We start from the raw sequence: 12,927 nt of genomic DNA, 5'->3' as shown, positions 1-12,927 counted from the left end.
GGCGGCGAAAACGCCTTATCCGGCCTACGGGGGATAAGTAGGCCTGATAAGCGCAGCGCCATCAGGCAGTTAAGCACTAATGCCGAATGTCGGCAAACAGGACATCGCCATGCAACAGCCCAGGAACTTTGATGATATTCAGTTCTCCTCTATTCACCGCAGGATCATGCTGTGGGGAAGCGGTGGCCCGTTTCTGGACGGTTATGTGCTGGTGATGATTGGCGTTGCGCTGGAACAGCTCACGCCAGCGCTGAAGCTGGATGCCGACTGGATTGGTTTGCTGGGCGCGGGAACGCTGGCCGGGCTGTTTGTCGGCACTTCTCTGTTTGGTTATATCTCGGATAAAGTAGGGCGGCGCAAAATGTTTCTCATCGATATCATCGCCATCGGGGTGATATCGGTAGCCACCATGTTTGTTTCGTCCCCGGCTGAGCTGCTGGTGATGCGGGTGCTGATTGGCGTCGTGATTGGCGCAGATTATCCTATCGCCACCTCGATGATTACCGAGTTTTCCAGCACGCGGCAACGCGCCTTCTCGATCAGTTTTATTGCGGCGATGTGGTACGTCGGCGCGACCTGCGCCGATCTGGTGGGGTACTGGCTGTATGACGTCGAAGGCGGCTGGCGCTGGATGCTCGGGAGCGCGGCGATCCCCTGTCTTTTGATCCTGATCGGTCGCTTTGATTTGCCCGAATCCCCGCGCTGGCTGCTGCGCAAAGGGCGGGTCAAAGAGTGCGAAGCGATGATGATTAAGCTGTTCGGCGAGCCGGTGGCGTTTGATGAAGACACGACGCAGGAGACGCGCTTTTTGCAGCTGTTCAATCGTCGCCACTTTCCGTTTGTGCTGTTTGTCGCGGCGATCTGGACCTGTCAGGTGATCCCCATGTTTGCCATTTACACCTTTGGTCCGCAGATTGTCGGTCTGTTGGGGCTGGGGGCCGGGAAGAGCGCGGCGCTGGGTAACGTGGTGATCAGCCTGTTCTTTATGCTGGGCTGTATCCCGCCGATGTTCTGGCTGAACAGTGCGGGGCGGCGACCGCTGCTGATTGGCAGCTTCGTGATGATGACGCTGGCGCTGGCGGTGCTGGGGCTGATCCCGGAAATGGGTATTTGGCTGGTGGTGACGGCATTCGCGGTATACGCCTTTTTCTCCGGTGGACCGGGGAATCTACAGTGGCTCTATCCCAATGAACTGTTCCCGACCGATATTCGCGCCTCCGCCGTGGGGGTGATCATGTCGTTGAGTCGCATTGGCACCATTCTCTCCACCTGGGCATTGCCGATCTTCATTACTAAATACGGTATCAGCCAGGTGATGCTGATGGGGGCGGGGATCTCGTTGGTAGGGCTGCTGGTCTCCATTGCCTTTGCGCCAGAAACGCGCGGCCTGACGCTTGCTCAGACCAGTACGATGACGATTCGCAGGAAACCGCTGTCTTAAGGTGAACCTTCAGAGTGTTCTGTATTTGCCCTCAGCGTCAGTCAGTGCGTCTACAGTTAATGGGTATATCACTGAAAATGACTGAAAAGCAGGGAGAACACCATGCAAAAGAAACTGTTGATCGCTTCCATTTTTGCCGCAGCAACCGTCTTCACCGTCGCCGGCTGCTCTTCGAACCAGGCTGTACGGACGACCGATGGCCGAACCATTGTCACCGACGGTAAACCGCAGGTGGATGACGATACGGGCCTGGTTTCCTACAAAAACGCGGAAACTGGCCAGACGGAGCAAATTAACCGCGATCAGGTGAAAAATATGAGCGAGCTGGATAACTAGTTCAGTTTTGTCCATTTGTCTGCTCAATAATATTCACTATTAGCCTGTTGGATTACTGACTACACTCTCTTATAAAACAGAGTGGTAAAATAACAGGCTTATCATGATTCTCATTATTTATGCGCATCCTTATCCGCAGCATTCGCATGCGAATAAACGGATGCTTGAGCAGGCAAGGACGCTGGAAGGCGTCGAGGTTCGTTCGCTCTATCAACTCTATCCTGACTTCAATATCGATATCGCTGCGGAACAAGAGGCGCTCTCTCGCGCTGATCTGATCGTCTGGCAGCACCCCATGCAATGGTACAGCGTTCCCCCCTTACTCAAACTGTGGATGGATAAAGTGCTTTCCCACGGCTGGGCCTATGGTCACGGCGGGACAGCGCTGCGCGGTAAACAGGTGATGTGGGCGGTGACCACCGGCGGCGGCGATAATCACTTCGATATCGGTTCGCACCCAGGCTTTGATGTGCTCTCACAGCCGCTCCAGGCGACGGCAATCTACTGCGGGCTCAACTGGCTTCCACCGTTTGCGATGCACTGTACGTTTATCTGCGATGACGAAACGCTGCAGGCGCAGGCACGTCATTACAAGCAACGACTGATGGAATGGCAGGAGGCGCACAATGGATAGCCATACGCTCATACAGGCGCTGATTTATCTTGGGTCGGCGGCGCTGATCGTGCCGATTGCCGTCCGGCTGGGCTTAGGCTCGGTGCTGGGTTATCTCATCGCGGGCTGCATCATCGGCCCCTGGGGTTTACGTCTGGTAACGGATGCCGAATCTATTCTGCACTTTGCCGAAATCGGCGTGGTGCTGATGCTGTTCGTCATTGGCCTGGAACTCGATCCCCAGCGGCTATGGAAACTGCGCGCCTCGGTGTTTGGCGGCGGCGCGCTACAGATGGTGGTCTGCGGCGGCCTGATTGGTCTGTTCTGTATGTTCCTCGGCCTGCGCTGGCAGGTGGCGGAACTGATTGGTATGACGCTGGCGCTCTCCTCCACGGCGATTGCCATGCAGGCGATGAATGAGCGCAACCTGACCGTTTCGCAGATGGGGCGCAGCGCCTTTGCCGTGCTGCTGTTCCAGGATATCGCGGCGATTCCACTGGTGGCGATGATCCCGCTACTGGCAACGAGTGGCGCGTCGACCACGCTCGGGGCATTCGCGCTGTCGGCACTGAAAGTCGCTGGCGCGCTGGTGCTGGTGGTGCTGTTGGGGCGCTATGTGACCCGTCCGGCGCTGCGTTTCGTTGCGCGTTCTGGCCTGCGCGAAGTGTTCAGCGCCGTGGCGCTGTTTCTGGTTTTTGGCTTCGGGCTGTTGCTTGAAGAGGTGGGACTGTCGATGGCGATGGGGGCGTTCCTGGCTGGCGTATTGCTGGCAAGTTCAGAGTATCGCCACGCGCTGGAAAGCGATATCGAGCCGTTTAAGGGGCTGCTGCTGGGGCTGTTTTTCATCGGCGTCGGCATGTCTATCGATTTCGGGACGTTTATCGATAATCCGCTACGTATCATTATTCTGCTGGTCGGCTTCCTGGTGATTAAAACCGGGGTGCTGTGGCTGATTGCTCGTCCTTTACAGGTGCCGAATAAACAGCGTCGCTGGTTTGCGGTACTGCTCGGGCAGGGCAGTGAGTTCGCGTTTGTGGTCTTTGGTGCGGCGCAGATGGCGAACGTGCTCGATCCGCAATGGGCGAAAGCACTGACGCTGGCGGTCGCGCTGTCGATGGCAGCGACGCCGATTTTCTTGGTCATCCTCACGCGAATGGAGAAATCGGCCGCGGGTGAAGAACGGGAAGCTGATGAAATTGATGAAGAGCAGCCGCGCGTGATTATTGCCGGGTTTGGGCGCTTCGGGCAAATCACCGGCCGTTTGCTGCTCTCCAGCGGCGTGAAGATGGTGGTTCTCGATCACGATCCGGACCACATCGAGACGCTGCGTAAATTCGGCATGAAGGTGTTCTACGGCGATGCAACCCGGATGGATCTGCTGGAGTCCGCCGGGGCATCGAAAGCGGAAGTGCTGATTAACGCCATTGACGATCCGCAAACCAGCCTGGAGTTGACGGAGATGGTAAAAATCCATTTCCCGAACCTGCAAATTATTGCGCGGGCGCGCGATGTCGATCATTACATTCGCCTGCGCCAGGCGGGTGTGGATCAACCGGAACGTGAAACGTTTGAAGGCGCACTTAAAACCGGGCGTCTGGCGCTGGAAAGCCTCGGGCTTGGCCGTTATGAAGCGCGTGAACGCGCTGACCTGTTCCGCCGCTTTAATACGCAAATGGTGGAAGAAATGGCGAAAGGTGAGGACGACGCAATCTCCCGGGCGGCGGTCTATAAACGAACCAGCGCGATGTTGAGCGAAATCATCACCGAGGATCGCGAACATCTGTCGCTCATTCAGCGCCATGGCTGGCAGGGAACCGACGAAGGTAAGCATACTGGAGACGTTGCCGATGAACCGGAAGTTAAACCGTCAACCTGAGTAAAAAATGTGATGTACTGCAAACTTTACTGTTAATTGATTGTTTTTGAACTACTGTAATGCCGGGAGTCCACTGCGAAGTCGTGGACTCGCCAGCAGATCGGAAAATTTTCGTGCTCTTCTTCTGTTCGTTAGTCGACGAAAGATTGCTCTTTCCGTATAGTGGCGACAATTTTTTTTGCTTCCGGGAAATATTCAATGATCAGTCTGATTGCTGCGTTAGCGGTAGATCGCGTTATTGGCATGGAAAACGCCATGCCGTGGAATCTACCTGCTGATCTCGCCTGGTTTAAACGTAATACGTTAAATAAACCTGTCGTTATGGGGCGCCATACCTGGGAATCCATCGGCCGACCGTTGCCGGGACGTAAGAACATCGTCATCAGCAGCCAGCCGGGTACTGACGATCGCGTGCAGTGGGTTAAATCGGTTGATGAAGCGATTGCGGCCTGCGGTGATGCGCCAGAAATTATGGTGATTGGTGGGGGGCGTGTGTACGAGCAGTTCCTGCCAAAAGCGCAGAAACTGTATCTGACGCACATCGACGCGGAAGTGGAAGGGGATACGCATTTCCCGGACTACGAGCCGGATGACTGGGAATCGGTGTTCAGTGAGTTTCACGACGCTGACGGGCAGAACTCACACAGCTATTGTTTCGAAATTCTGGAACGCCGCTAAGTAAGTGATGAGTGCCGGATGGCGACGCTTAGCGTCTTATCCGGCCTACAAACCATCTCGTAGGCCTGATAAGCGCAGCGCCACCAGGCAAAACAGCTCAGGCGTTAACGGCTTCGCCTTCATCCAGATCCATCTGTCGGTTTGACGGCTGAACAAAGTACTGCTTATCTTCCCAGCGCAGGCAGGTTAAATTTCCTCCCCAGCAGCATCCGGTATCCAGCGCATAGATCCCCTCCGGCGTCCCTTTTCCTTCCAGAGAAGCCCAGTGACCAAACACGATGCTGTAAGCCTCGCTGACGGGCCCAGGAATGGCAAACCACGGTTTCAACGGTGCGGGAGCATCCTCCGGGGACTCTTTGCTGTACATATCCAGTTGCCCGTTCGGGAAGCAGTAACGCATCCGGGTAAAAGCATTGGTGATAAAGCGCAGCCGTGCCAGTCCGGTCAGTTCCGGCGTCCAGTTATTCGGCATGTCGCCATACATGGCATCGAGGAAGAAGGGGTAAGAGTCGCTCGACAGCACCGCTTCGACATCACGTGCGCACTCTTTGGCGGTCTGCAAATCCCACTGCGGCGTGATACCCGCATGCGCCATTACCAGCTTCTTCTCTTCATCTATCTGCAACAGCGGCTGACGGCGCAGCCAGTTGAGCAGTTCGTCCGCGTCCGGTGCTTCCAGCAGTGGGCTCAGACGGTCTTTCGGTTTGTTGCGACTGATACCCGCAAAAACCGCCAGCAGATGCAGATCGTGGTTGCCAAGCACCAGACGAACACAGTCGCCGAGTGATTTCACATAACGCAGCACGTCCAGTGAGCCGGGGCCACGGGCGACCAGATCGCCGGTTAACCACAAGGTATCGTTTTCGGGCGTAAAATTGACTTGTTGCAGCAATGCGATCAGCTCATCGTAGCAACCGTGAACGTCGCCAATAAGGTATGTTGCCATAGTTATTGTTTTAATGAATAAGAGTGGAAACGGCGAGTCGGAAAACCGGAATATCGATGGTAAAGGCGACGCCGTTCTCATCAATCATTTCGTAATGACCCTGCATGGTGCCCAGCGGCGTTTCAATAACGGCACCGCTGGTGTACTGGTACTCTTCGCCAGGTTCAATGTGCGGCTGAACACCGACCACACCTTCTCCCTGGACTTCGGTTTCTCGGCCATGACCGTTGGTTATCAACCAATAGCGTCCCAGTAGCTGCACGGGCGCTCGCCCCAAATTGCGGATGGTTACGGTGTAGGCAAAAACGTAACGTTCATCATCAGGTGAGGATTGCGCCTCAATATAGACGCTCTGGACCTGAATACACACTCGGGGCGAATTGATCATGCTTAACTCTCCTTCGATGGCGCGTTTTCTGACAGATAGTTCGCCATCTGGCAGTACTGCGCGACAGAGATATTTTCCGCTCGCATTGCCGGGTCAATACCCAGTTCCGTTAAGACCTCAATGCTGAACACATTGCCGAGGCTATTACGAATCGTTTTACGGCGCTGGTTGAACGCTTCTGTGGTGATGCGGCTCAACAGGCGAATATCTTTTACCGGATAGGGCATCGTGGTGTGCGGTACCAGTCGCACCACGGCGGAATCCACTTTTGGCGGCGGTGTGAAAGCGGATGGCGGCACTTCAAGCACCGGGATCACGTTGCAATAATATTGCGCCATCACGCTTAAGCGACCATACGCCTTACGGTTTGGTCCTGCAACCAGACGATTCACCACTTCTTTCTGCAACATAAAGTGCATATCGGCTATGGCATCAGTATAGCTAAACAGGTGGAACATCAGCGGCGTAGAGATGTTATAGGGCAGGTTGCCGAACACGCGCAGCGGTTGTCCCATCTTTTCAGACAATTCGCCAAAATTCATGGTCATGGCGTCCTGCTGATAGATAGTCAGCTTGGGTCCCAGGAAAGGATGTGTTTGCAGACGAGCGGCCAGATCGCGGTCAAGTTCAATGACCGTCAGCGCATCCAGACGTTCGCCAACCGGCTCCGTCAGCGCAGCCAGACCGGGGCCGATTTCGACCATCGCCTGACCTTTTTGCGGGTTAATGGCGGAGACAATACTGTCGATCACAAACCGATCGTTGAGGAAGTTTTGCCCGAAGCGTTTACGGGCTAAGTGGCCCTGATGGACTCGATTATTCATTGGGTATTAACAATCATTTTGATGGCGAGATTAAGCGCCGTAATAAAACTGCCGACATCAGCTTCACCCCGACCCGCCAGTTCAAGCGCGGTGCCGTGATCAACCGAGGTACGAATAAAGGGCAGGCCCAACGTGATATTCACGCCGCGACCAAATCCCTGGTATTTTAGCACGGGGAGGCCCTGATCGTGGTACATTGCCAGCACAGCATCGGCATGTTGCAGATATTTAGCCTGAAACAGCGTGTCAGCGGGTAGCGGCCCCATCAATTTCATCCCCTGGGCGCGTAGCGCGTCAAGCACCGGAATGATTGTGTCATTCTCCTCGCTGCCCATATGCCCCCCTTCACCGGCATGTGGGTTCAGACCACAGACCAGCACGCGCGGATCGTCCACACCAAATTTGGTGCGCAGATCGTGATGCAAAATGCCAATCACTTCATGCAGCAGCGCGGGGGTAATGGCGTCAGCGACGTCGCGCAGCGGCAGGTGGGTGGTCGCCAGCGCCACGCGTAACTCTTCGGTCGCCAGCATCATCACGACTTTTTTCGCCTGCGAACGCTCTTCAAAAAACTCGGTGTGACCGGTGAAAGGCACGCCCGCGTCGTTGATAACGCCTTTATGCACGGGACCCGTAATCAGCGCAGCAAATTCACCCTGTAAACAGCCGTCACAGGCGCGGGCCAGCGTCTGCACCACATACTCGCCATTTTCCACGGCTAACTGCCCAGGAACGACAGGCGCACGAAGTGCGACGGGTAACAGCATAAGCGTGCCGGCAGCCTGCGGTTTGGCAGGGTTTTGTGGGGAGTAGGGGTGTAGCGTGAGGGGAAGACCGAGCATTGCCGCCCGGTCGGCCAGTACCGTGGCATCGGCACAAACCACCAGTTCAACGGGCCAGTCGTGCTGGGCAAGTTGAACGACAAGATCCGGACCAATCCCGGCGGGCTCGCCGGGAGTGATCACAACACGTTGAGCAACCGTCATTAATTGCTCAGGATTTTAACGTAAGCGCTGGCGCGCTGTTCCTGCATCCAGGTTGCGGCTTCTTCCGAGAACTTCCTGTTCATCAGCATACGGTAAGCACGATCTTTCTGCGCGGCGTCGGTTTTATCAACGTTACGCGTATCCAGCAGTTCGATCAGGTGCCAACCGAAAGAGGAGTGCACCGGTGCGCTCATCTGGCCTTTGTTCATGCGGGTTAACGCATCGCGGAATGCCGGATCGAAAATGTCCGCAGCAGCCCAGCCCAGATCGCCGCCCTGGTTAGCCGAGCCCGGATCCTGAGAGAACTCTTTCGCTGCGGCAGCAAAGGTGGTTTTACCACTCTTGATATCCGCTGCGATCTGCTCAAGCTTCAGACGCGCCTGCTGGTCGGTCATGATAGGCGACGGCTTCAGCAGAATATGACGAGCGTGAACTTCGGTCACGGAGATGCTCTGGCTCTGGCCGCGCATATCGTTCACTTTCAGGATATGGAAACCGACACCGGAACGAATCGGGCCAATAATATCGCCTTTCTTCGCGGTGCTCAGCGCCTGGGCAAAAATGCCCGGCAGTTCCTGAATACGACCCCAACCCATCTGGCCGCCTTTCAGCGCCTGCTGGTCAGCAGAATAGGTGATCGCCAGTTTGCCGAAGTCGCTGCCGTTACGGGCTTGCTCAACAATGGAACGCGCCTGGGATTCTGCGTCGTTCACCTGGTCAGACGTTGGGTTTTCCGGCAGCGGGATCAGGATGTGGCTCAGGTTCAGCTCCGTGCTGGCATCATTTTGATTGCCAACCTGTTGCGCCAGCGCATCGACTTCCTGCGGCAGGATCGTCACGCGGCGGCGCACTTCGTTGTTACGCACTTCAGAGATGAGCATCTCTTTACGGATCTGATTACGATAGGTTGAGTAGCTCAGACCATCATAAGCCAGACGGCTGCGCATCTGATCCAGCGTCATGTTGTTCTGTTTAGCGATATTGGCAATCGCCTGATCAAGCTGTTCGTCAGAGATTTTTACGCCCATCTTCTGACCCATCTGCAGGACAATCTGATCCATGATCAGACGTTCCAGGATCTGATGACGCAGCGTAGCGTCGTCCGGAAGTTGTTGACCTGCCTGGTTGGCGTTCAGTTTGACAGACTGCATCAGGCCATCAACATCGCTTTCCAGTACGACACCGTTATTTACGACGGCTGCGACTTTATCGACTACCTGCGGGGCAGCGAAACTGGTATTCGCGATCATGGCGATACCGAGAAGCAGCGTTTTCCAGTTCTTCATACTTTTTCCATTTCAATTAACCGCACTGCGGATTACGTGGTAAATCAATCAGATCACAAAGAGTTTTGATATGGCAAAATGTTGGAACGCAACATCTCGCTCGTGCCGAGACCGTAGTTGGAGCTCAGGCCGCGAAGTTCGATGTTAAAGCCAATCACGTTGTCATATACCGCGTGTTCTTTATCGCTATCCCAACCGTTCAGCTTACGCTCGTAACCGACGCGAATTGCATAACAGCAGGAGTTGTACTGCACACCTAACATTTGGTCGGCAGGTTTATTCACATTCGTATCAAAATAATAAGCGCCGACAATGGACCAGCGGTCAGCAATCGGCCAACTGGCAACGGTACCGATCTGGCTGATCCCGTTTTTGTACTGTTCTGCCGTGGAATATCGTGCTGGCAACGTCGCCTGAATATACTCCGGACTGGCGTAACGGTAGTTCAACTGGACCAGACGGTCTTCATCGCGACGGTATTCAAGACTGGAGCTGCTGGTGGCGACGCTGTCCAGACGAGTGTCGTACTGAATGCCGCCGCGCAGACCCCAGCGTTCCGAAATACGCCAGTAGGTGTCACCTGCCCATACTAATGAACCTGTCTGGTTATCGTTCTCCCATTGGATATTGTCATCGCCGGTGCGAGACTCCGTGAAATAGTAGATTTGACCAACAGAAACGTTAAAACGTTCAACGGCAGCGTCATCATAAACGCGAGATGTGACGCCGGTCGTGACCTGGTTAGCGGAAGCAATGCGGTCCAGACCGCCATAGCTGCGGTCACGGAATAGGCCGGTATAGTCAGATTGCAGCAGGGAAGAGTCGTAGTTGTAAATGCCGCTCTGGTCACGATACGGCACGTACAGGTACTGCGCGCGCGGCTCCAGCGTCTGGGTGTAACCCGGCGCGAGCATATTCATATCCCGTTCAAAGACCATCTTACCGTCGACTTTAAACTGCGGCATCACGCGGTTGGCGGAATCATCCAGTTTAGTGTTATCAGGATTATTGTTATACCAGTCCAGATTGGTCTGCTGATAATGGGTCGCCAGCAGTTTCGCTTCGGTGTTGATGCTGCCCCACTGGTTTGACAGCGGCAGGTTGATGGTCGGCTCCAGGTGCAGACGCGTCGCTTCCGGCATGTTGTCATTGGTATTCACAAAATGCACGGCCTGACCGTAAATACGGGTATCAAACGGACCCAGATCGTTCTGATAGAAGTTGACGTCTAACTGCGGCTGCGCGGAATAGCTTTTGCTGTTTGCCGTATCGAACACCTGGAACTGCTTGGTAGAGACCGTCGCATCAAAGTTCTGCACCGCGTAGCCCACGCTGAATTTCTGCGTGGCGTAACCGTCGGTACTGGAACCGTACTTGTTATCGAAATCGTTAAAGTAGCTAGGGTCGCTCACCTTGGTGTAGTTGACGTTGAAACGCCACACCTGATCCATGACACCCGAGTGTTGCCAGTAGAATAACCAGCGGCGCGAGTTGTCATCTTTCGGATGCTCATCGCTGTAGACGCGGTCGGAATTGAGATAGTCGAACTCCATCAGGCCAGCGCCCGCCTGACTCAGGTAACGGAATTCGTTCTCCCACATCACCCCGCCACGACGGTGCATATAGTGCGGCGTCAGGGTCGCATCCATGTTTGGCGCGATGTTCCAGTAATACGGCAGATAGAACTCAAAATAGTTCTTCGACGAATACTTGGCGTTGGGGATCAGGAAACCGGAGCGGCGTTTATCCCCCACCGGCAACTGCAAATACGGACTGTAAAAAACAGGAACCGGACCCAGCTTAAAGCGGGCGTTCCAGATTTCCGCGACCTGCTCTTCGCGGTCGTGAATCACTTCGCTACCGACGACGCTCCAGGTATCAGAACCCGGCAGACAGGAGGTGAAGGTCCCGTTCTCAAGAATGGTATAGCGGTTCTCGCCGCGCTGTTTCATCAGGTCGGCTTTACCACGCCCCTGACGGCCCACCATCTGGTAGTCACCTTCCCAGACGTTGGTATCTTTGGTGTTCAGGTTCGCCCAACCCTTCGGTCCTTTCAGGATAACCTGGTTGTCATCGTAATGGACGTTGCCGAGCGCATCGACGGTACGCACGGGCTCAGGCTGACCCTGAGCCTCTTTCTGATGAAGCTGTACCTCATCGGCCTGCAGTCGACTGTTGCCCTGCATGATGTCCACATTGCCGGTAAACACCGCGTCATCGGGATAATTCCCTTTCGCGTGATCGGCATTAATTGTGACGGGGAGTTCATTTGTCTCGCCCTGCACCAGAGGACGGTCATAGCTTGGCACGCCTAACATACACTGTGAGGCGAGACTGGCTGCCAGACCCTGTTGACTGTAAAGGGCTGTGGCAATCATGGTGGCCAGGAGGGTGGGAATACGTTTTTTCATACGTTGTATTTTATTGTTCCATCATCAGTAGCGTCGCGCGTGACAAACCGCCACAGCCTAACTTACTCATGTTCGTAGCGCTAGTGTTAATCCTGCCGCTATAGCGTCTGTGGTGTTAGTCACGGCTGTGAATGACAGGTATGATAATGCAAATTATAGGCGATGTCCCACAATTGACCGTAGCCGGAAGATCGTAAAAAGCCGCTTGTTTTGTGGGACCTGGCCTCACCGGGAGTGAGACAAATTGGGGAGTCTATGCAGTACTGGGGAAAAATAATTGGCGTGGCCATGGCTCTGCTCATGGGCGGCGGCTTTTGGGGCGTGGTTCTGGGGCTGTTGATCGGCCACATGTTCGATAAGGCCCGCAGCCGAAAAATGGCGTGGTTTGCCAACCAGCGTGAGCGTCAGGCGCTGTTTTTTGCCACCACCTTTGAGGTGATGGGGCACTTAACCAAATCGAAAGGGCGCGTCACTGAAGCAGATATTCATGTCGCTAATGTACTGATGGATCGGATGAATTTGCACGGTGAATCGCGATCGGCTGCGCAAAATGCGTTCCGCATCGGAAAATCAGATAATTACCCGTTACGTGAAAAAATGCGCCAGTTTCGTAGCGTCTGTTTTGGCCGTTTCGATCTGATTCGCATGTTTCTCGAAATTCAGATTCAGGCGGCGTTTGCCGACGGATCGCTGCATCCCAACGAGCGTGAAGTGCTGTATGTGATTGCCGAAGAGCTGGGCATTTCCCGTACTCAGTTCGATCAGTTCCTGCGTATGATGCAGGGTGGCGCGCATTTTGGCGGCGGCTATCAGCAGCAGTCCGGCGGCGGTGGCTGGCAGCAGGCGCAGCGTGGCCCGACGCTGGAGGATGCCTGCAACGTACTGGGGGTTAAACCCACTGACGATGCGACCACCATCAAACGCGCTTACCGTAAGCAGATGAGCGAGCACCATCCGGATAAGCTGGTGGCGAAAGGTCTGCCGCCCGAAATGATGGAGATGGCGAAGCAAAAAGCGCAGGAAATTCAGAAGGCTTACGAGCTGATCAAAGAACAGAAAGGCTTTAAATAATGGTTTTGCCGGATGGCGACGCAACGCGTCTTATCCGGCCTACAACGCCCGAACGTAGGCCTGATAAGCGT

The 12,927-nt window shown here is 54.9% G+C and carries 12 protein-coding genes; 6 read left to right on the top strand and 6 right to left on the bottom strand.

The genetic code is table 11. The features are described 5' to 3' along the window. Window positions 1-109: 109 nt before the first annotated feature. From OGY35_RS01920 to folA, 5 genes are all read left to right on the top strand, one after another. Entirely contained in the window at window positions 110-1,441 is a 1,332-nt protein-coding gene (locus OGY35_RS01920) for an MFS transporter (RefSeq protein ID WP_152405907.1), read from the top strand. A 102-nt stretch (window positions 1,442-1,543) separates the two neighbouring features. Then, window positions 1,544-1,777 (top strand): YgdI/YgdR family lipoprotein, encoded by a 234-nt coding sequence (locus tag OGY35_RS01915; protein WP_042323934.1) that lies wholly within the window; start codon window positions 1,544-1,546, stop codon window positions 1,775-1,777. Between the two features lie 103 nt (window positions 1,778-1,880). Then, window positions 1,881-2,411 (top strand): glutathione-regulated potassium-efflux system oxidoreductase KefF, encoded by a 531-nt coding sequence (gene kefF / locus OGY35_RS01910; RefSeq protein WP_152405906.1) that lies wholly within the window; start codon window positions 1,881-1,883, stop codon window positions 2,409-2,411. Beyond that, window positions 2,404-4,266 (top strand): glutathione-regulated potassium-efflux system protein KefC, encoded by a 1,863-nt coding sequence (kefC, locus tag OGY35_RS01905; RefSeq protein ID WP_152405905.1) that lies wholly within the window; start codon window positions 2,404-2,406, stop codon window positions 4,264-4,266. Before kefF ends, kefC begins: the two co-directional genes overlap by 8 nt. 198 nt (window positions 4,267-4,464) lie before the next feature. Continuing rightward, a complete protein-coding gene (gene folA, locus OGY35_RS01900) occupies window positions 4,465-4,944 on the top strand; it encodes a type 3 dihydrofolate reductase (protein ID WP_042323929.1) in 480 nt (159 codons plus the stop codon). Window positions 4,945-5,041: 97 nt separating this feature from the next. Here the strand turns inward: folA and apaH are convergent, their stop codons facing one another. From apaH to lptD, 6 genes are read right to left on the bottom strand one after another with little or no spacing between them, the layout of a single operon-like run. After that, a complete protein-coding gene (gene apaH / locus OGY35_RS01895; protein WP_286631276.1) occupies window positions 5,042-5,890 on the bottom strand; it encodes a bis(5'-nucleosyl)-tetraphosphatase (symmetrical) ApaH in 849 nt (282 codons plus the stop codon). A 10-nt stretch (window positions 5,891-5,900) separates the two neighbouring features. Continuing rightward, window positions 5,901-6,278, bottom strand: coding sequence for a Co2+/Mg2+ efflux facilitator ApaG/CorD (gene apaG, locus OGY35_RS01890; protein ID WP_046475370.1), 378 nt, complete (start codon window positions 6,276-6,278; stop codon window positions 5,901-5,903). 2 nt (window positions 6,279-6,280) lie between these two features. Beyond that, window positions 6,281-7,102: a 16S rRNA (adenine(1518)-N(6)/adenine(1519)-N(6))-dimethyltransferase RsmA gene (gene rsmA, locus OGY35_RS01885; protein ID WP_286631275.1), complete on the bottom strand. Its 822-nt coding sequence runs from the start codon at window positions 7,100-7,102 to the stop codon at window positions 6,281-6,283. Then, window positions 7,099-8,088, bottom strand: a complete 990-nt coding sequence (pdxA, locus tag OGY35_RS01880) for a 4-hydroxythreonine-4-phosphate dehydrogenase PdxA (RefSeq protein WP_286631274.1) — start codon at window positions 8,086-8,088, stop codon at window positions 7,099-7,101. Before pdxA ends, rsmA begins: the two co-directional genes overlap by 4 nt. Beyond that, entirely contained in the window at window positions 8,088-9,374 is a 1,287-nt protein-coding gene (gene surA, locus OGY35_RS01875; RefSeq protein ID WP_152405901.1) for a peptidylprolyl isomerase SurA, read from the bottom strand. Before surA ends, pdxA begins: the two co-directional genes overlap by 1 nt. 53 nt (window positions 9,375-9,427) lie before the next feature. Next, complete coding sequence (lptD, locus tag OGY35_RS01870; RefSeq protein WP_286631273.1) at window positions 9,428-11,785, bottom strand: LPS assembly protein LptD; 2,358 nt, start codon at window positions 11,783-11,785, stop codon at window positions 9,428-9,430. Window positions 11,786-12,040: 255 nt separating this feature from the next. On the opposite strand from lptD, the gene djlA reads away from it, so the two are divergent. Then, window positions 12,041-12,856: a co-chaperone DjlA gene (gene djlA / locus OGY35_RS01865; protein WP_286631272.1), complete on the top strand. Its 816-nt coding sequence runs from the start codon at window positions 12,041-12,043 to the stop codon at window positions 12,854-12,856. The last annotated feature ends 71 nt before the right edge of the window (window positions 12,857-12,927 follow it).

This window comes from Citrobacter sp. Ct235, assembly GCF_030332305.1.
Classification (GTDB): domain Bacteria; phylum Pseudomonadota; class Gammaproteobacteria; order Enterobacterales; family Enterobacteriaceae; genus Citrobacter_A; species Citrobacter_A telavivensis.
The sequence above is the reverse complement of the archived record's forward strand: the minus strand, read 5'-3'. Positions and strand labels throughout refer to the sequence as shown.